This window comes from Knoellia remsis, from assembly GCF_003002895.1.
Taxonomy (GTDB): Bacteria; Actinomycetota; Actinomycetes; order Actinomycetales; family Dermatophilaceae; genus Knoellia; species Knoellia remsis.
On record NZ_PVTI01000030.1, the window covers coordinates 18,949 to 37,646 of the forward strand.

At 71.2% G+C, this 18,698-nt stretch carries 16 protein-coding genes; 7 read left to right on the forward strand and 9 right to left on the reverse strand.

All coding sequences use genetic code 11. The annotated features are described in order from the left end of the window. Positions 1 to 65: 65 nt before the first annotated feature. A complete protein-coding gene (locus BCF74_RS17590) occupies positions 66 to 353 on the reverse strand; it encodes a WhiB family transcriptional regulator (RefSeq protein ID WP_106298739.1) in 288 nt (95 codons plus the stop codon). A 240-nt stretch (positions 354 to 593) separates the two neighbouring features. On the opposite strand from BCF74_RS17590, the gene guaB reads away from it, so the two are divergent. Then, a complete protein-coding gene (gene guaB / locus BCF74_RS14865; RefSeq protein WP_245889391.1) occupies positions 594 to 2,198 on the forward strand; it encodes an IMP dehydrogenase in 1,605 nt (534 codons plus the stop codon). Here guaB and BCF74_RS14870 read toward each other — a convergent pair. The 4 genes from BCF74_RS14870 to BCF74_RS14885 form a co-directional block, all read right to left on the reverse strand. Continuing rightward, a complete protein-coding gene (locus BCF74_RS14870) occupies positions 2,183 to 2,599 on the reverse strand; it encodes a type II toxin-antitoxin system VapC family toxin (protein ID WP_106298740.1) in 417 nt (138 codons plus the stop codon). The two genes, guaB and BCF74_RS14870, sit on opposite strands and share 16 nt — an antisense overlap. Next, positions 2,596 to 2,862, reverse strand: coding sequence for a type II toxin-antitoxin system VapB family antitoxin (locus BCF74_RS14875; protein ID WP_106298741.1), 267 nt, complete (start codon positions 2,860 to 2,862; stop codon positions 2,596 to 2,598). Before BCF74_RS14875 ends, BCF74_RS14870 begins: the two co-directional genes overlap by 4 nt. Positions 2,863 to 2,884: 22 nt before the next feature. Then, on the reverse strand, positions 2,885 to 3,931 hold the full coding sequence (locus BCF74_RS14880) for a P1 family peptidase (protein WP_106298754.1): 1,047 nt from the start codon (positions 3,929 to 3,931) through the stop codon (positions 2,885 to 2,887). 79 nt (positions 3,932 to 4,010) lie between these two features. Beyond that, complete coding sequence (locus BCF74_RS14885; protein WP_106298742.1) at positions 4,011 to 5,645, reverse strand: DHA2 family efflux MFS transporter permease subunit; 1,635 nt, start codon at positions 5,643 to 5,645, stop codon at positions 4,011 to 4,013. A 194-nt stretch (positions 5,646 to 5,839) separates the two neighbouring features. On the opposite strand from BCF74_RS14885, the gene BCF74_RS14890 reads away from it, so the two are divergent. Further along, positions 5,840 to 6,961, forward strand: coding sequence for a GuaB3 family IMP dehydrogenase-related protein (locus BCF74_RS14890; RefSeq protein WP_106298743.1), 1,122 nt, complete (start codon positions 5,840 to 5,842; stop codon positions 6,959 to 6,961). Between the two features lie 75 nt (positions 6,962 to 7,036). On the opposite strand, the gene BCF74_RS14895 is transcribed toward BCF74_RS14890, so the two are convergent. Further along, complete coding sequence (locus BCF74_RS14895; RefSeq protein WP_106298744.1) at positions 7,037 to 8,608, reverse strand: OFA family MFS transporter; 1,572 nt, start codon at positions 8,606 to 8,608, stop codon at positions 7,037 to 7,039. Positions 8,609 to 8,750: 142 nt separating this feature from the next. Here BCF74_RS14895 and BCF74_RS14900 point away from each other — a divergent pair, with 142 nt between their 5' ends. From BCF74_RS14900 to BCF74_RS14910, 3 genes are read left to right on the forward strand one after another with little or no spacing between them, the layout of a single operon-like run. Next, a complete protein-coding gene (locus BCF74_RS14900) occupies positions 8,751 to 10,340 on the forward strand; it encodes a succinic semialdehyde dehydrogenase (protein ID WP_106298745.1) in 1,590 nt (529 codons plus the stop codon). 41 nt (positions 10,341 to 10,381) lie between these two features. Next, positions 10,382 to 12,115 carry a GMC oxidoreductase gene (locus BCF74_RS14905; RefSeq protein ID WP_106298755.1) on the forward strand — a complete coding sequence of 578 codons (1,734 nt, stop codon included), beginning with the start codon at positions 10,382 to 10,384 and terminating at the stop codon, positions 12,113 to 12,115. Positions 12,116 to 12,133: 18 nt separating this feature from the next. Then, the gene (locus BCF74_RS14910) at positions 12,134 to 13,540 is read left to right on the forward strand and encodes an FAD-dependent oxidoreductase (protein ID WP_106298746.1); all 1,407 of its coding nucleotides are present in this window, start codon (positions 12,134 to 12,136) and stop codon (positions 13,538 to 13,540) included. Between the two features lie 8 nt (positions 13,541 to 13,548). On the opposite strand, the gene BCF74_RS14915 is transcribed toward BCF74_RS14910, so the two are convergent. Next, complete coding sequence (locus BCF74_RS14915; RefSeq protein WP_106298747.1) at positions 13,549 to 15,354, reverse strand: ABC transporter ATP-binding protein; 1,806 nt, start codon at positions 15,352 to 15,354, stop codon at positions 13,549 to 13,551. A 3-nt stretch (positions 15,355 to 15,357) separates the two neighbouring features. Beyond that, positions 15,358 to 16,614, reverse strand: coding sequence for an ABC transporter transmembrane domain-containing protein (locus BCF74_RS14920; RefSeq protein WP_245889392.1), 1,257 nt, complete (start codon positions 16,612 to 16,614; stop codon positions 15,358 to 15,360). 176 nt (positions 16,615 to 16,790) lie between these two features. On the opposite strand from BCF74_RS14920, the gene BCF74_RS14925 reads away from it, so the two are divergent. Together BCF74_RS14925 and BCF74_RS14930 are read left to right on the forward strand one after the other, a co-directional pair. Further along, on the forward strand, positions 16,791 to 17,573 hold the full coding sequence (locus BCF74_RS14925; RefSeq protein WP_106298748.1) for an SURF1 family protein: 783 nt from the start codon (positions 16,791 to 16,793) through the stop codon (positions 17,571 to 17,573). A gap of 64 nt (positions 17,574 to 17,637) precedes the next feature. Further along, positions 17,638 to 17,997, forward strand: coding sequence for a DUF3817 domain-containing protein (locus BCF74_RS14930; RefSeq protein ID WP_281257198.1), 360 nt, complete (start codon positions 17,638 to 17,640; stop codon positions 17,995 to 17,997). 15 nt (positions 17,998 to 18,012) lie between these two features. Here BCF74_RS14930 and BCF74_RS17425 read toward each other — a convergent pair. Continuing rightward, the coding region (locus BCF74_RS17425) for an HNH endonuclease signature motif containing protein (protein ID WP_170070266.1) at positions 18,013 to 18,698 on the reverse strand (686 nt) is incomplete at its 5' end.

An 18,698-nucleotide genomic window follows, 5' to 3' on the forward strand; every position in this document is an offset into this window, starting at 1 on the left:
CGGCTTGGTGCCGGAACGAGGTGCGTCCCTGGTCGCGGCCGCTCCGGCGTCTGTGGGCGAGCCGCTCAGCTGGCGAGCTCGCGCTGGTTGAGGACGCGGATGCGCTCCTCCTCGGTCATGCCGCCCCACACGCCGTACGGCTCGCGCGCGGCGAGGGCGTGGTCACGACACTGCTTGAGGACCGGGCACGCGTCGCAGACGGCCTTCGCACGGCTGTCGCGGCTGCGGCGCTGGTTGCCGCGCTCACCCTCGGGGTGGAAGAAGACCTCGGGGCTCACCTCGCGGCAGTGGCCCTCGAACTGCCACTCCCACACGTCGAGGGTCGGCCTCGGCAGTCGTGCGATGTCAGTCATGGTGCTCCTCCTGATACGTGTCCGACGGTGCTGTCGCGCACCGACGCTGGTCACGCCCCTGCGTGCAGCCACCACGCTAGGAACGGGTCGGTCAGAGCGGGGTTTGCCTCCGGTAAGAAGTTGGCAAAGTCCAGACTTCAACCAGACGAGCCGAGGGTGCGCCGGCGCCTTGTCCCGGACCGTCACGGGCGCTCACCTGCGCGGTTCGGCGCCCGCGCACCGCTGCCCTAGAATTGGGCAATGAGCCTTGACGTCGACCCGCACGCCGCCCACCTCGACGCTGAGCCCGCCACCGCTGCCGCCGCTCACACCCCGGCCCCCTCCGTGGCCGAGTCCGCCCAACCGCTTCCGCCCGCGCCGTTCGCCGAGCTCGGGCTGACCTATGACGACGTCCTGCTCCAGCCGGGCGAGACCGACGTCATCCCGAGCGAGGTCGACACGACCTCGCGTCTCACCCGCGAGATCAGCCTGCGCGTGCCGCTCGTGTCGGCCGCGATGGACACCGTCACCGAGGCCCGCATGGCGATCGCCATGGCCCGCCAGGGTGGCCTCGGCATCCTGCACCGCAACCTCTCGATCGAGGACCAGGCCTACCAGGTCGACCTCGTCAAGCGGACCCAGACCGGCCGCATCTCCAACCCGGTGACGATCGGCCCGGACGCCACCCTCGAGGAGCTCGACGAGCGCTGCGGTCGCTACCGCGTCTCCGGTCTCCCGGTGGTCGACGAGGGTCAGCGCCTCCTCGGCATCGTGACCAACCGCGACCTGCGCTTCACCCCCGTCGCCGAGTGGACCACGACCCTGGTGCGCGACGTCATGACCCCGATGCCGCTCATCACCGGCGCCGAGGACATCAGCCACGAGGAGGCCACCCGCCTGCTCCGCCAGCACAAGCGCGAGCGCCTCCCGCTCGTCGACGGCGAAGGCCGGCTCACCGGCCTCATCACCGTCAAGGACTTCGTGAAGTCCGAGCAGTACCCCCACGCGAGCAAGGACGGCTCCGGCCGGCTTCTCGTCGGTGCCGCGGTCGGCTACTTCGGCGAGGCGTGGCAGCGCGCCACGACCCTCATCGACGCCGGTGTCGACGTCCTCGTCGTCGACACCGCGCACGGCCACGCCCGCCTCCTGCTCGAGATGATCGAGCGGATCAAGAAGGACCCCGCGACCCGGCACGTCCAGGTCATCGGCGGCAACATCGCCACCCGCGCTGGCGCCCAAGCGCTCATCGACGCCGGTGTCGACGGCGTCAAGGTCGGTGTCGGGCCCGGCTCGATCTGCACGACCCGGGTCGTCGCCGGCGTCGGCGTCCCGCAGGTCACCGCGATCCACAACGCCGCGCAGGCCTGCACCCCGGCCGGCATCCCGCTCATCGGTGACGGTGGCCTGCAGTACTCCGGCGACATCGCCAAGGCGCTCGTCGTCGGCGCCGACACCGTGATGATCGGTTCGCTCTTCGCCGGCTGTGAGGAGTCGCCCGGTGAGCTCGTCTTCATCAACGGCAAGCAGTTCAAGGCCTACCGCGGCATGGGCTCGCTCGGCGCGATGAGCTCGCGCGGCAAGAAGTCCTACTCCAAGGACCGTTACTTCCAGGCCGACGTCACGAGTGACGACAAGATCGTCCCCGAGGGCATCGAGGGCCAGGTCGCCTACCGCGGCCCGGTCGGCGCCGTCGCGCACCAGCTCGTCGGCGGCCTGCACCAGTCGATGTTCTATGTCGGCGCGCGCACCGTCCCCGAGCTGAAGTCGCGGGGCCGGTTCATGCGCATCACGACGGCAGGGCTCAAGGAGAGCCACCCGCACGACATCTCCGGCATCGTCGAGGCGCCCAACTACTCCTCGCGCTGAGCGAGCTCCTCGATGGCGACGCGCACGTGGGTGTGGCTGAAGTCGTCGCCCTTGAACAGCAGCGGCTCGTCCTCGGTCACAGCGAGGGCGTAGGACAAGCAGTCGCCGAGGTTGAGCCGCGCCGGATGACCTGAGCCGCGACCGAACCGGGTGTGCGCACGCCTGGCTGCCCGCGCTTGTTCCACCGTGAGTGGGACCACGGCGATGTCGAGACTCGTCAGCAGGTCGTCGAGTCGGCTGGACCCGTGAGTGGATGGACGACGGTCGAGGACGATTCCGCACTCCACGTACGTCGCGGCCGACATCCGACGTGTCGCCGCGGCCCTGATCGCGGCGACGAAGGCGGCACGCTCGGGCTCCGCCTCGTGGATGGCGACGAGGGCCGACGAGTCGACGATCACCGAGGCAGCCCCGTCTCGGGGTCGTACAGGTCGTCCATGATCTCCTCGACGCTCGGGCCTCCGGGAAGCCGCTCTGCGTCGATCTGGGCCAGCAGCCGGTCGACTTCATCCTTCTTGGAGTCGCGCTCGGCCTCACGGACGAGGTCGGCGAGATAGCGCTCGAGGGCGCTCTCGATGGCGCCGGTCTGGGTCTGTCCGGTGCGCGCGGCGACGTCACGGGCCAAGGTGACCACGCGCTCGTTCTTGATGTTGAGCTGCACCATGGTGGAAGTCTACCTTCGATGTCTACCGATCTACCATCGTCGCTCGCCACGACCGCAGGGTGACGCCGCCGTCGCCGGTGCGGTCGACGGACGTGGCGGCGAGCATCGCGTGCCCGATGGCGCGGGTGAGGCAGTCGGCGGCCGCGGTCTGGAGCGCCACGAGGTCGACGCCCTCAGGTGTCGACCGGGCGCCGGTCGCGAGGGTGAACACCGTGTCCCCGTCGTATGCCGTGTGCACCGGCGAGAGCGCCCGTGCCAGTCCGTCCTGACTCACCTCGGCGAGCGCCCGGCACTGGGTCTTGGTGAGGGCGGCGTCGGTGGCGACGACGGCGATGGTCGTCGCGGTGCCCGCACGCAGCGCCTCGGTCTCGGCAGCGCGCTGCTCCCAGTAGGCCTGTGCCGCAGCAGGATCCGGCGTGGGCACGTCGTCGAACTCGCCCGCGAGACCGGACCGGACGGCATACAGGGAACCATCGGGAGCACACGGCGAGCCCATCGCGTTGACGACGACGAGGGCGCCGACGGTGACGCCGCCGCCGACGGCGCTCGCCGTCCCGACGCCGCCCTTGAGGCCGCCGGCCGCGGCTCCGGTGCCGGCGCCGACGCTTCCCTGCGCCACCGGGCCGTCGGTGGCCTCGCGCCATGCCCGGGCCCCGTCGTCCGCGGTCGGGGTGTTCTCGAAGACGCCGCCCCGGCCGAGGTCGAACACGACGGCTGCGGGGACGATCGGGACGACCTGACCCGGGGACTCCGGTGACCCGACCGGCCACCCGCGCCCCGCGGCATACGACTCCTGCATGACGCCGTCTGCGGTGGCGAGCCCGAACGCGCTGCCACCGGTGAGGACGACCGCGTCGACGCGGTCGACGAGCTTCGTCGGGTCGAGCAGGTCGGTCTCACGGGTGCCGGGTGCGCCTCCTGCGACGCAGACCCCGCCGACCGTGCCCTCGGGTGGGACGACGACGGTGACCCCGGTCAGCCAGCCCGGCTCGTCGCGGGTGACCTGCCCGACGCGCACTCCCGCGACGTCGGTGATCGCGTTGAGCCGGCCCGGCGTGGGAGCGTCCATGGCCCCAGCATGCCGAAGGCCGGCCCCGCGGACGGGACCGGCCTTCGATGGGTGACCGACCGGGCGGTCGGTCAGGGCGTCAGTGGAGGACGACCGGGGGAGCGACCTCGTCGGCACTCTCCTCGTCGAGCAGGTGGCTCACCTCGCGCTGTCGCGGCAGGAACCACGCGGACACGAGGGTGAACGCCACCATGATCGCGGCGACGAGGAAGGTGCTGCCGAAGACCTCGCCCATCTTCTGGCGGACCGCGTCGAGCAGGGCGGCCTGGCCGGCGGCCTGGTCCTGGAACTTGCCGAGGATCTCGCCGACGGCGGGGTACTGCTGCAGCAGCGACGGGATCTGCGACGGGTCGGTCTTCGGGGCCTTCTCACCGAACTCACGAGCCTGCGACACGAGCGGGTCGTTGTTGAGGCCGTTGGTGAGGACGACGGAGATGATCGCGACACCGATCGAGCTCGCGACCTGCTGGGTGATGTTGAGCAGGGTCGAGCCGCGGGCCACCTGGTGCGCCGTGAGCGTCTTGATGGCCGAGGTCATGAGCGGCATCATCGTGCCGCCCATGCCGAGGCCCATGACGAACAGGACCGGGATGAGGTAGCCCCAGTAGGACGTGTCCGCGTCGACCTGGGTCAGGGCGAACATGCCGCCGGTGATGAGCAGCAGGCCGAAGGGCACGATGCGGCCGACGGGCATCTTGTCGGCGAGGGCTCCAGCGATCGGCATCGTGAGCATGGCGCCGATGCCCTGCGGGGCGACGAGCAGGCCGGCGCTGAGGGCGCTCTCGCCACGCACCTGCTGGAGGTACGTCGGCACGAGGAGCAGGCCGCCGAAGAAGGCGCCGGCGAAGATGAACATCGTGATCGTCGCGACCGTGAGGTTCTTGTTCTTGAACAGCCGCAGGTCGAGCAGCGGGTGCTCGGGCCGGAAGCTGTGGAAGACGAACGCCACGATGAGCGCGAGGCCGACACCGGCGAAGCCGAGCACCTTGGCCGAGAGGAACGTGCCCTCGTCCGGGATCGAGGAGACGCCGTAGAGGAACATCGCCAGACCCGGGCTCATCAGCGCCATGCCGAGGAAGTCGAACGACTCGGTCGGCTCCGGCTTGTCCGCGGGAAGCGCCCACGCGGCATACGCCAGCGCGATGATGCCGAGCGGAAGGTTGATGAGGAAGATCCAGTGCCACGACACCTTGTCGATGAGCCAGCCACCGAGGATCGGGCCACCGATCGGGCCGAGCAGCATCGGCACACCGAGGATCGCCATGAGGCGGCCCATGCGGGCCGGGCCGGCCGCGCGGGTCATGATCGTCATGCCGAGCGGCATGAGCAGACCGCCGCCGAGGCCCTGGATGACCCGGAAGAGGATGAGCATGTTGATGCTCTGGGCCGCGGCGCAGAGGACCGAGCCGAGGGTGAAGAGCAGCAGCGCCAGCATGTAGAGGCGCTTGGTGCCGAAGCGGTCGGCGGCCCACCCGGTCAGCGGGATGACGGTCGCGAGCGCGAGCGTGTAGGCCGTGACGGTCCACGCGACGGTCGAGTAGGGCAGCGGGTTGTCGGCGCCGGTGAAGGTGACCTGGAGGTCGGGGAGGGCGACGTTGACGACGGTGATGTCGAGGATCGACATGATGGCGCCGAGGACGACGACACCCGCGATCTTGAGGACGGCACCGTCGATCTTGTCGGGGTACTCGGTGGTTTGCGCAGGGCTTGACAAACTGGGCTCCTCGAAGAGCAGTGAGAGCGGTGAGCGGCGGAGAGAGTGCGGCGACGCTGCCGGGACGAGAGTTCGGGCGGGCGCGTCATGCCGACAGACGCGAGCGCCCGTCGAAATGGCCGCCACCGAGCATTGTGCTCCTGCGCGAACCTCCGGCGCCAATCCATCTATTCCCGCGCCGTTAGGCTGCGTGCGTGAACGAGATCGAGATCGGCCGTGGCAAGCGCGCGCGACGCGCGTACTCCTTCGACGACGTCGCCGTCGTGCCGTCCCGGCGCACCCGTGACCCGGAGGACGTCAACGTCGGCTGGCAGATCGACGCCTACCACTTCGACATCCCGGTCATCGCCGCGCCGATGGACTCGGTCATGTCGCCGGAGACGGCGGTCGCGTTCGGGCAGGCGGGCGGTCTGCCGGTGCTCGACCTCGAGGGCCTGTGGACCCGCTACGAGGACCCGGCGCCGCTCCTCGCCGAGATCGCCACGCTCGAGCCGGCGCTCGCGACGACGCGGATGCAGGAGATCTACCGCGCCGACATCGTGCCCGAGCTCATCGTCGAGCGGCTGCGCGCAATCCGGGACGCCGGTGTCACCGTGGCCGGCGCACTGACGCCGCAGCGCACGCAGCAGCTGTGGAAGACCGTCGTCGACGCCGGCGTCGACCTCTTCGTGATCCGGGGTACGACCGTGTCGGCCGAACACGTCTCGGGCCGCGCCGAGCCGCTCAACCTCAAGCGGTTCATCTACGAGCTCGACGTGCCGGTCATCGTCGGCGGGGCCGCGTCCTACTCGGCGGCGCTGCACCTCATGCGCACCGGCGCGGCGGGTGTGCTCGTCGGCTTCGGCGGCGGCGCGGCGCACACGACGCGCCGGACCCTCGGCATCCACGCGCCGATGGCGTCGGCCATCGCCGACGTGGCGGCGGCACGGCGCGACTACCTCGACGAGAGCGGCGGTCGCTACGTCCACGTCATCGCCGACGGGGGTGTCGGCACGAGCGGCGACATCGTCAAGGCCGTCGCGTGCGGCTCCGACGCCGTCATGCTCGGCGCCGCGCTCGCCCGCACGACCGAGGCGCCGGGCCGCGGCTTCCACTGGGGCCCGGAGGCGCACCACGCCGAGCTGCCGCGTGGCGAGCGGGTCGAGGTGGGCGGCGTCGCCTCGCTCGAGGAGGTCCTCTTCGGGCCGAGCACCGTCGCCGACGGCACGACGAACCTCATCGGGGCGCTGCGCCGGGCCATGGCGACGACCGGCTACACCGAGCTCAAGGACTTCCAGCGCGTCGAGGTCGTCGTCGCCCCCTACGAGGGCCGGTGACCGGCATACGCAAGGCGCGCACCCGGCATACCGAAACAACGGTCGTATGCCGGGTGCGCGCCTTCGCGCGCCGGCTCAGCTGAAGAGCTTCGCCGCGGTCGTGAGGGTCTGGAACACGCCGTAGGCCAGCAGCGCGATCGCCAGGCCCCAGGAGAAGACGACGCGCACCGTCGACGAGCTCGAGTGGGTCGCCTCGGCCGCCTCGGCCTCGGCCGCGAACTCCTTGTCCTTCGACGCCTGTGCGGCGACGACGTCCTTCGGCTCGTGGAACCGGTCGGCGACGGGCCGGATGAGCAGGTTCGCGACGAACCCGACGGCGAGGATGCCGACCATGGTGAGCAGGGCCGGGCGGTACGCCTCCGCCGTCAGCGTGCCCGGCTTGCCCTGGGCGTCGAGGAAGGCGTTGATGATGAGCGGCCCGGCGACACCGGCGGCCGACCACGCGGTGAGGAGCCGGCCGTGGATGGCGCCGACCTGGAAGACGCCGAAGAGGTCGCGCAGGTAGGCCGGGACGGTCGCGAACCCGCCGCCGTAGAACGACAGGATGATCGCCGCGAGGAGGACGAAGAGGCCGACGGCGTTGTGACCCTGCGTGGCGAGCAGGACGTAGCAGACGAGGCCGACGCCGAGGTAGATCATGTAGATCGGCTTGCGTCCGATCTTGTCCGACGCGGTCGACCAGAGGAACCGGCCACCCATGTTGAACAGCGACAGCAGGCCGACGAACCCGCCCGCCGCACCGGCCGCGACCATCGAGGTGCCGTCGGCGCCGCGGAAGAAGTCCTGCACCATCGGAGCGGCCTGCTCGAGGATGCCGATGCCGGCGGTGACGTTGCAGAACAGGACGACCCAGAGCAGCCAGAACTGCGGGGTCTTGATGGCGTTCGCGGCGGAGACGTCGCTGTCGGAGACGAGGGCCTTCTTCTTCACCGTCGACGGGTCGAACCCGGCGGGCTTCCACCCGGGCGCCGGAACGCGGACGTTGGCGACGCCGACCATCATGATGAGGAAGTAGGCGATGCCGAGGGTGACGAAGAGGAGCGTGAGCGCCCGGCCGTCGGCGAGCGAGCCCGGCGTGCTCGGGTCGAAGTCGGGGTCGTAGGCCGAGAGCAGCTGCCGCGAGAGCGGGCTCGCGACCATCGCACCGCCACCGAAGCCCATGATCGCCATGCCGGTCGCGAGACCCGGCCGGTCCGGGAACCACTTGATGAGGGTCGACACCGGGGAGATGTAGCCGATGCCGAGCCCGATGCCGCCGATGAACCCGTAGCCGAGGTAGAGCAGCCACAGCTGCTTGGTCGCGATGCCGAGCGAGCCGACGAGGAAGCCGAGCGCCCAGCAACAGGCGGCGACGAACATCGCCATGCGCGGGCCCTTGCGGTCGACCCAGGTGCCCATCACGGCGGCGGACAGGCCGAGCATGACGATGGCGATGGAGAAGACGATGCCGATCGCGGTCTGGCTCGCGCCGAAGTGCTGCACCATCGACGTCTTGTAGACGCTCGTCGCGTACACCTGCCCGATGCAGAGGTGGATCGCGAGTGCCGCCGGGGGGATGAGCCAGCGGTTGTAGCTCATCGGCGCCACGGTGTGGGCGCGGTCCAGCAGGGCGAGTGGGCCGCGTGACGCGGTCGACGTCGTTGTCATGGGGGGCCTTTCGAGGCAGGACATCCGGGCCGTGGGCGTACGGCACCGAGGCAGGGTACGTGCATGTGCTTCCCGCCACAGCGACGGGCAAACATCGAATCTAGTCTGGCGCGGACACCGCCGCGCTGATTACCCTTGGGTAATGACTGGTGTCGTCGTTGACCCCGAGCTCGACCCGAGTGCCACGTATGCCGTGGACCCGGCCCGCGTCCGTCGGCTCGCCGCCGACGTGGTCGCCTCGCCGGGCGCCGAGCACCATGTGAGCCACAGCCCCATGACCGGAGCGCCGGTGGCGTCGCTGCCGGTCTCGAGCGCGGAGGACGTCGCCGTCGCGATCAGCACGGCCCGGGCAGCCCAGCGCGCCTGGGCGGCCACGGACGTCGAGCGCCGGGCCGCGGTGCTCATGCGCTTCCACGACCTCGTCCTCGAGCGCCAGGTCGAGCTGCTCGACCTCATCCAGCTCGAGTCGGGCAAATCGCGGGCGCACGCCTTCGAGGAGATCGCCGACTGTGCCATCGCCGCCCGGCACTACGGCCGCCGCGCCGCGGACTACCTCGCCGACCTCCGTGTCCCCGGCGTCATCCCCGTGCTGTCGCAGGCCGTCGAGAGCCGTCGCCCCAAGGGCGTCGTCGGGGTCGTCTCACCGTGGAACTACCCGCTCAGCCTGGCCATCACCGACGCCATGCCGGCCCTCGTCGCCGGCAACGCCGTGGTCCTGCGCCCGGACCAGCAGACCTCGCTCACCGCACTCGCCGGGGTCGAGCTGCTGCGGGAGGCAGGCCTGCCGGACGGCGTCCTCCAGGTCGTCCTCGGACCAGGTGCCTCGACCGGGCAGGCGGTCGTCGACCGGGCCGACTACATCTGCTACACCGGCTCCACCCCGACCGGCCGCCGGGTCGGACAGTCCGCCGCCGAGCGGCTCGTCGGGTTCAGTCTCGAGCTCGGCGGCAAGAACTCCCTCTACGTCGCCGACGACGCCGACCTCGACCGGGCCGTCGCCGGTGCCGTGCGGGCGAGCTTCGCCTCCGCCGGGCAGCTGTGCATCAGCGCCGAGCGGATCCTCGTGCACCGCGACGTCAAGGACGAGTTCGTCACCCGCTTCGTCGACGCGGTCGAGCAGCTGCGACTCGGCACCTCCCTCACCTACGACTACGACATCGGCTCGCTCGTCGGCCAGCGCCAGCTCGATACCGTGACCGCGCACGTCGAGGACGCCCGGAGCAAGGGCGCCGTCGTCCTCACCGGGGGGCGGGCGCGCCCCGATGTCGGACCGTTCGTGTACGAGCCGACGGTCCTCACCGGCGTGACCGAGGCGATGGTGTGTCGCAACGACGAGACCTTCGGACCGGTCGTCTCGATCTACGAGGTCGGCTCCGACGACGAGGCGGTCGCCTTCGCCAACGACACCGAGTACGGCCTCAACGCGTCGGTGTGGACGCGCGACGTCGCGCGTGGTCGCCGGGTCGCCGCGCGCATCCGCACCGGGACGGTCAACATCAACGAGGCGTATGCCGCTGCGTGGGGTTCCATGGGTGCCTCCATGGGCGGGATGAAGGCCTCCGGCATCGGCCGCCGCCACGGACGCGAGGGCATCCTCAAGTACACCGAGAGCCAGAACATCACCGCGCAGCGGCTCGTGCCCATCGGGGAAATGCCCGGGCTGTCAGCGCAGCGCTACGCGCAGGTCATGACGCTCGCCCTCAAGGGCATGCGCCGGCTCGGGTTCCGGTGAGCGACAACGGGATCGGCGGCGAGGCCGCCGCTGCCGCAGACGTGCCGGGCACCGCAGGGACCGACGTCGACGTCGTCGTCATCGGCACCGGGTTCGGTGGGTCGGTCGCCGCGCTCCGGCTCGCGGAGAAGGGCTACTCGGTCCACATGCTCGAGGCGGGGCGCCGCTTCGAGGACGAGGACTTCGCGAAGACGTCCTGGGATACCCGCAACTACCTGTGGGCGCCGCAGCTCGGCTGCTACGGCATCCAGCGGATCCACAAGCTGCCCGACGTCATGATCCTCGCCGGGGCGGGGGTCGGCGGTGGCTCGCTCAACTACGCGAACACCCTCTACGTCCCACCGGAGCCGTTCTTCCGCGACCGGCAGTGGGGCCACATCACCGACTGGCAGGCCGAGCTCGCCCCCCACTACGACACCGCCCAGCGCATGCTCGGTGTCGTCGAGAACACCATCGAGGGGCCCGTCGAGCAGATCTGGCGCGAGGTGGCCGCGGACATGGGTGTGCCCGAGACCTTCCACAAGACTCCCGTCGGGATCTACTTCGGCAAGCCGGGCGTCGAGGTGGACGACCCCTACTTCGGGGGAGCCGGGCCGAAGCGCAAGGGTTGCACCCAGTGCGGCAACTGCATGGTCGGCTGTCGTCACGGCGCGAAGAACACGCTGCGCAAGAACTACCTCCACCTCGCCGAGAACCTCGGGGTCGTCATCGAGCCGATGCGCACGGTGACCCGGCTGGGAGTGGTGCCGGGCAGCGGAGGCGAGCGGCCGGCATACGAGACCTATCGGGTGCTGCACGAGCGGACCGGACCCGTGCCCGGCAAGGACCCTCGCGTCATCACCGCCCGGCACGTCGTCGTCGCGGCGGGCACGTGGGGGACCCAGACGCTGCTGCACACGATGGCGGCCGAGGGCGAGCTGCCCCGGATGTCGCGCCGGCTCGGCGAGCTGACCCGGACCAACAGCGAGGCGCTGCTCGGTGCCATGACCCAGCACGTCGACCCCAAAGCCGAACTCGCACAAGGGATTGCGATCACGTCGTCGTTCCACCCGGACGCGGACACGCACGTCGAGAACGTCCGCTACGGCCCGGGATCGAACGCGATGGGACTGCTGTCGACGGTGCTCGTCCCCGGCGACACCGGGCGGCCGCGTCCGGTGGAGTTCGTCCTGTCGCTGCTGCGCGAGCCGCAGCAGCTGTTCAAGCAGTTCCCCATGACGCGCCGGTGGAGCGAGCGGATCATCATCGGGCTCGTCATGCAGACCCGCGACAACTCGCTGCGGGTGTCCGGCAAGCGCGGCCTCTTCGGGCGGGTCCGGCTCACGTCGACCCAGGGCCACGGCGAACCCAACCCCACCTTCATCAAGGCCGGGCACGAGGCGATGACCGCCGTGGCGCAGCGACTCCAGAAGCTCACCGGCGAGTACACCATCGCCGGAGGCACGTGGGGCGAGGTCTTCGACGTGCCGCTCACCGCGCACTTCCTCGGCGGCGTCGTCATCGGTGACTCGCCGGAGACCGGCGTCATCGACGCCTACCACCGGCTCTGGGGGCACCCCGGCATCTCCGTCGTCGACGGGTCGGCGATCTCGGCGAACCTCGGGGTCAACCCGTCGCTGACGATCACCGCACAGTCCGAGCGGGCGATGTCGCTGTGGCCGAACCGCGGTGAGCTCGACCCGCGGCCCGCGCAGGACGAGGCCTACCGCAGGCTCGACCCGGTGCCCGCCAAGAACCCGGCTGTGAGCACGATGAGAGTGCGCAGCGCCGGCTGAGGGGTGAGGCTGGTTGTCATGGACAGCAGCACCTCCCATGGCAGCCCGTGGCTCGCGGACCTCGACGAGCGGCCGTCGCTGTCGACGCTGCTCACCGGGCACGAGGACACCGATGTCGCCGTCGTCGGCGCCGGCATCGTCGGGCTGACGACGGCACTGCTCGCGCTGCGCGACGGGTTGCGCGTCGTCGTCCTCGAGGGCGCTCGCGTCGGCACCGGCACGACAGGGCACACGACCGGCAAGGTGACCGCCCAGCACTCGCTCGTCTACGCCGACCTCCTTGACCGCGTGGGCGTCGAGAAGGCACAGGCGTATGCCGACGCCAACGTCGCGGGGATCGCGCTCGTGGAGCGGCTCGCCGACGAGCTCGGCATCGAGTGCGAGCTGACGCGGACGGACGCGCTGGCCTACGGGCGGTTCGCCTCGACGCGGTCTCGCATCGAGCGGGAGGTCGAGGCCGCGGTGCGGCTCGGACTGCCGGCGTCCTTCGTCACCGAATCCGACCTGCCGTTCGAGATCGACTCCGGCGTGGTCTTCGCCGACCAGCTGCACCTGCACGCCGGCCGGTATGCCGTCGGGCTGGCTCGCGCGGTCCGGGGCGCCGGCGGGGTCATCCACGAGGGGGCTCGGGTGACGGACATCGCCGAGGGAGACGGCCGTGTCGAGCTGACGACGTCCTCGGGCACGGTCAACGCCGACCACGCCGTCGTCGCGACGTTGCTGCCGCCGGGGCTGATGGGTGGCTTCTTCGCCCGCACCCGGCCGAAGGGGTCCTACGGCCTCGCGGTGCAGCTGTCCTCGCCGCCGCCCGCGTCCATGACGATCTCAGTCGATGAGCCGGCGCGCTCGACGCGTCCCTGGACGCCCCCGGGGGGTGGCCACGGGCTCGTCGTCGTCGGCAACGGCCACGACGTCGGCGACGGCAGCGACGGGCTCGAGAAGGTGGCCGACCTCGAGCGGTGGACCCGGGCCACCTTCCCGGTGACGTCGGTCGACCACCGGTGGTTCGCCCACGACTACACGACTCCCGATACGGTGCCCTATGTCGGTCGCCCGCCGTTGGCCGAGAACACTGCTGTCGCAACGGGATTCGGCAAGTGGGGGCTGGCTGCGGGAAGCGCTGCAGCGGTGATGGTCACCGACGCGATCGCCGGACGGGACAATGCGTGGGCGGAGATGTTCGACGCCTCCCGCCGCGACACCCTGCGGGCGCTGCCGAAGCTCGCGGTCGACAACGCCAAGGTCGGCGCCGACCTCGTGACCGGACAGCTGCGCACCGGCGCGCCGCGGTGCACCCACCTCGGCTGTCGGCTGCGCTGGAACGACGCCGAGACGACGTGGGACTGCTACTGCCACGGTTCTCGGTTCGGCCAGGACGGCGAGGTCCTCACCGGCCCGGCGACGCGCCCGCTCGATCTGGGCTGACGGGCGCGTCAGTCCTCGTCGCGCCAGGCGCGCCACAGGGCGGCGTAGGCGCCGTCGCGCTCCATGAGCTCGTCGTGCGTGCCGAGCTCGGCGATCCGGCCGCCGTCGACGACGCACACCCGGTCCGCGTCGTAGGCGGTGTGCAGCCGGTGGGCTATCGCGACCACCGTTCGTCCCTGCGTCACTGCCGCGAGGGAGCGTTCAAGGTGCCGGGCGGCACGCGGGTCGAGCAGCGACGTCGCCTCGTCGAGGACGAGGGTGTGCGGGTCGGCGAGGACGAGCCGGGCCAGCGCGAGCTGTTGCGCCTGTGAGTCGGTGAGCGCGTGCCCGCCGGACCCGACGGTCGTGTCGAGTCCCTCGGGGAGCGCACGCACCCAGGCGTCGGCATCGACGGCCGCGAGGGCGGCATACACCTCGTCGTCGGAGGCGCCCGGCCGCGGCAGGCGCAGGTTCTCGCCCACGGTGCCCACGAAGACGTGGTGCTCCTGGGTGACGAGCGCGACCTCGCCGCGGAGTCGCGCGAGGGTGAGGTCGACCAGGGGCACTCCGCCGACGGTGACTCGCCCGGTGCGGGGACCGTCGATGCCGGCGATGAGCTGGCCGAGGGTGGACTTGCCGGCGCCGGAGGGGCCGACGATGGCGAGGCGTTCGCCGGGGCGCAGGGTGAGCGAGACGCCGTGGAGGACGTCGCGGCCGTCGCGGTAGGAGTAGCGGACGTCCTCGACCGCGATGCCGTCGCCGTGGGGCTCCCCGCCCGTGGCGATGCGGTCCGGCGGTACCTCGCCGACGCCGAGAACGCGCGCGAGAGACGTTGCCGCGAACTGGATCTCGTCGAGCCAGCTGATCAGGTCCCCGAGGGGGTCGAGCATCTGCTGGATGTAGAGCGTCACCGCGGTCGCGGCGCCGATGGTGACGTAGCCGTTCCACGACAGCCAGCCACCCCACAGCACCGACACGGCCACGGGCAGGAAGAAGCCGATCTCCAGCCACGGGAACCACCGCATCCGGAGCGAGACGCCGAGCCGTTCGGCCCGCGCGGCCTCATCGAGCGCGTCGTCGAACCGCTCGCGGCGGCGCTCGCTCAGGCTGAGGGCATCCATGGTGCGCAGGCCCTCGATCGTCTCTGCGCCAACGGAGTTCAGTCGGGCATAGCTCGCGTGCTCCCACAGGTAGACGCGACCGGCGCGGCGGAGGTACCACCGGCTCGAGGGGACGTGCAGCAGCAGCGGAGTGAGCAGGGCGAGGGCCGCGAGTGGTGAGGTGAAGACTGCGGCGACGACGGTGGCGGTGACGGTCATGACGGACACGACGATGGCCGGGATGCCGAACCGGATGACGTGGGTCATCGCGTCGATGTCGTTCGTCGTGCGCGCGACGAGGTCACCGGTGCCGGCACGCTCGATCGTCGAGAGCGGCAGCCGGACGGCGTCGCGGACGAAGTCCTCGCGCAGCCGCGCGAAGACGTGCTCGGACAGCACGAACGCCGCCCGCCGCGCGAACCACGTGAGCACCGTCTGGGCGAGGATCGCCGCGACGAGGACGCCGATGAGGACGTCGATGCGGCCGAGGTCGGCGCCGGTGCTGCTGCCGTCGCGGCCGGCGCGGGTGACCGTCTCGACGATCTGCCCGACGACCCACGGGCCGACGAGCCCGACGAGCGCCGCGAGCCCGTGCAGGACGAGGACGACGGCGAGCGGGCGCCGGTGCGAGCGCAGCAGGACGCGGACGTGCCTGGTCACGGTCTGCCGGGTCGCGATGGGCAGCGAGCGCCGGGCGTGGTCGGTCTCGCCGATGCGGGACAGGATCGGGGTCATCGCTCAGTCACCTTCTCCGCGCAGGACGATGCGCCGGTATGCCGGGTGCTCGCGCGAGAGGTCGCGGTGCGTCCCGTGGGCGGTCACCTTGCCGTGCTCGGCGACGAGGACGGTGTCGGCGCGATCGAGGAGCAGTGGGCTCGCCGTGACGAGGACGGTCGTGGCGCCGGCCCGGTGCTTCGGGAGCCGCTCGGCGATACGTGCCTCGGTGTGGGCGTCGACGGCGCTCGTCGGCTCGACGAGGACGAGAACCTCGGGGTCGCGCAGGAGGGCACGGGCGAGGGCGAGGCGCTGGCGCTGGCCGCCGGAGAGGGCGCGGCCGCGCTCCTCGAGCTCGCCGTCGAGCCGGCCGTCGACCGAGTCGATGGCGTCGGCCGCATCGGCGGTGTGCAGGGCGGCCCACAGCTCGGTGTCGTCGGCCCGGCCGCTCGGGTCGAGCTCGCCGCGCACCGGACCGCTGAAGAGGTACGGGTCGGACTCGGAGACGACGATGCGCCGGCGCACCTCCTCGATGGGGAGGTCGTCGAGGCTGGTGTCGCCCCAGGTCACGCCGTGCCGTCCGGGCACGATCCGGCCGAGGCGCGCCGCGATGGCCGCGGACTCCTCGGGGCGCGCCGACACGATGGCGGTGAGCTGGCCCGGCTCGATGCGCACGCCCGAGACAGGATCGACGAGCGGCCCATCCCCTGTCCCGATCCCACCCAATTGGACGGTTCGGGACGGACCGATCTGGGACGACGGGTGGTCGGGCTCGGCCGCGAGGATGGGGACGAGCCGGCCGGCCATGACCCGCGAGGTGATGAGCTTGTTGACGAACTCCGTCGCCGTCCGCAGTGGCATCGTGAGGAACGCGGTGTACCCGTAGAACGCGACGAGCTGCCCCGCGGAGATCTCGCCCGAGACCGCGAGGTGCGCGCCGAGGCCGGTGACCACGACGACGAAGATGCCGGGCAGCAGCACCTGCGCCGCGTCGAGCAGCGCCTGCACGGAGGCCATGCGGATGCCCGCGTCGCGCACGCGAGAGGACTGGCCGGCATACCGGCCGAGGAAGTTCTCCTCACCGCCCACGCCGCGCAACACGCGCAACCCGGCCACGGTGTCCGCGCCGAGCGCGGTGAGCCGGCCGGCCTGGTCGCGCTGCGCCTGCTGGCGCTTCTGCAGCGGACGCATGATGAGCGCCAGGGACGAGATGAGCAGCGGCCCGCCGACGAGCATGACGACACCGAGGAGCACCGAGCCGCGCAGCAGGATGACCGACACGACGACGAAGCCGGACCAGCCACAGGAGCAGGCGGTCGGCGTTCGTCGGGGGAGTGGCGTCTGGCTCCAGCTCGTAGGGCCACGTGGTCGTCGGCATCGCGTCCCTCACGCTAGGTGTGGCGGACGGGCTCGGGCCACCGAGTTTCCGCTCAGGTGAGGCGTTTAGGCTGCGCTACGTGCTCGAGTCCGCCCGCAAGCCGCGCAACCTCGCGCTGCTCGCGGTCGTCGTGCTCGTCGTCGTCGCGTTCATCCAGCTCGGCCGGTGGCAGCTCGGCGTCGCCGAGGACCAGTCCGCCAAGGACGCGCTCGAGAAGGCGCGCTCGCAGGCACCCGTGCCCGTGCAGACGCTGCTGCGGCCGCACCAGGACTTCCCGAACTCGTTGAGTGCGCGGCCGGTGTCGGCGACGGGGACGTTCGGCGCAGACCAGGTCATCGTCGCGAACCGGCGGCTCGAGGGGCGGACCGGCTATTGGGTCGTCGCGCCGTTGCGGGTCGAGACGACCGGGGCGACGCTGCCGGTGCTGCGGGGGTTCGTCTCGTCGCCGGAGGACGCGCCGCCGGTGCCGCGGGGGACGGTCACCGTGAGTGGTGGGCTGGCTCCGCCGGAGAGCCCGTATGCCGGTGACGCGCCTCCCGAGGGTCAGCTCGGCTCGATCGACACCTCGGTCCTCGTGGGCCGCTGGCCGGGGCAGCTGTACAACGCGTTCGTCTTCCAGGAGGCCGAGTCGCCTACTCCCGCAGCGGAGTTCGTGGGTTCGATGCAGCGGGTGCCCACTCCGGTCGGTGACTCGGGGATCAGGGGTCGCAACGCGGCATACGCGCTGCAGTGGTGGGTCTTCGCGGCGTTCGCGCTGTACATGTGGTGGCGGATCGTGCGCGAGGACCGGCGTGAGGACGAGGCGGCGCGGGCCGCGCAGCAGGCTCCCAGAGAGCCGGGGGACAATGAGGGACGTGACTGATGTGAACAGCAGGCAGGGCGATGCGAGTGGCGCTGACGGTGTCGGCGGTGTCGACGGTGGCGCGATCCGGGACGTCGATGCGGCGCGCAAGGCGCTGACGTTCTTCAAGGTGATGGCGTTCGTCGTGGGCGTCGGGCTGCTCGTGCTCGTCGTCGAGCTGGTCCTCGAGTACTTCACGGCGATGTCGGGGCCGAACAACCCGCTGCGGTGGTGGCCGCAGCCGCACGGCTTCATCTACATGGTCTATCTCGTTGCCACCGCGAACCTCGGGTTCAAGGTCGGCTGGTCGCTGCCGAAGATGGTCGGCGTGATGCTCGCGGGGTGCGTGCCGTTCCTGTCGTTCTGGGTGGAGCGCAAGATGGCTACCGACGTCGAGGCTCGCTTGGCCGCGTCGAGCGCCGAAGGTCCCTCTGTGGCCGCCTGACGCGGCGGTCACGTTTCAGAAGGGGATCGTCTCGGGTTCTCGTGGTGGCGGGGGCGGCATGTCGACGAGCACCGTGCGGCCCCTGACCAGTCCGCTGTGGAGGTCGGTGCGGGTGTCGTGGAAGAGGGGTCGGCCTCGGTCGTCGTAGGTGCGGCAGTTACGGGCGGCGTACCGACGGTGAGCGTGGCGGCCGTGGGCCGTGTGGCGGTCGGTGTCGAGGAGGTCGTCGAGCAGGGTCTCGAGGGTGCTGGGCTTCTCGCTTGTCGTGGTGTCGCTGGTGTTCTCGGTTTCGGGCGTGCTGGGGTGCACGGTGGCGAGGCGCAAATGGTCGACGGGGTGGGTGGTGAACTCGCGGCCGGTGGGGTCGGTCCAGGTGGCGGTGCCGTCGGGGTCGAGTCGGACGCGCCAGTCGTGGCGTTGCTTGATGCGGTGGTGATGTCGACAGAGCGCGATGAGGTTTCCCGGGTGTGTGGGTCCTTGGGGCCAGGGGATGACGTGGTCGAGGTCGGTCTGCCTCGCGGAGGCGGTGCAGCCGGGGAATCGGCAGGTGCCGTCACGCAGCCTCACGAGGCGGGCCATCGCGGCCGGGACGCGGTACGCGGATGACTCCGCATCGCTGGACGTGGCGTTCCTGGTGCGGGTGGGCGCGAGCGACACCGGAACGTACCCGCTGATGAGGGCACCCGTGTCGGGGTGACAGG

Bases quoted from the DNA above. Each gene is read 5' to 3' on its own strand.
- BCF74_RS17590 (WP_106298739.1), bottom strand. From the start codon at position 353: ATGACTGACATCGCACGACTGCCGAGGCCGACCCTCGACGTGTGGGAG.
- guaB (WP_245889391.1), top strand. From the start codon at position 594: ATGAGCCTTGACGTCGACCCGCACGCCGCCCACCTCGACGCTGAGCCC.
- BCF74_RS14875 (WP_106298741.1), bottom strand. From the start codon at position 2,862: ATGGTGCAGCTCAACATCAAGAACGAGCGCGTGGTCACCTTGGCCCGT.
- BCF74_RS14880 (WP_106298754.1), bottom strand. From the start codon at position 3,931: ATGGACGCTCCCACGCCGGGCCGGCTCAACGCGATCACCGACGTCGCG.
- BCF74_RS14895 (WP_106298744.1), bottom strand. From the start codon at position 8,608: ATGACAACGACGTCGACCGCGTCACGCGGCCCACTCGCCCTGCTGGAC.
- BCF74_RS14900 (WP_106298745.1), top strand. From the start codon at position 8,751: ATGACTGGTGTCGTCGTTGACCCCGAGCTCGACCCGAGTGCCACGTAT.
- BCF74_RS14910 (WP_106298746.1), top strand. From the start codon at position 12,134: ATGGACAGCAGCACCTCCCATGGCAGCCCGTGGCTCGCGGACCTCGAC.
- BCF74_RS14915 (WP_106298747.1), bottom strand. From the start codon at position 15,354: ATGACCCCGATCCTGTCCCGCATCGGCGAGACCGACCACGCCCGGCGC.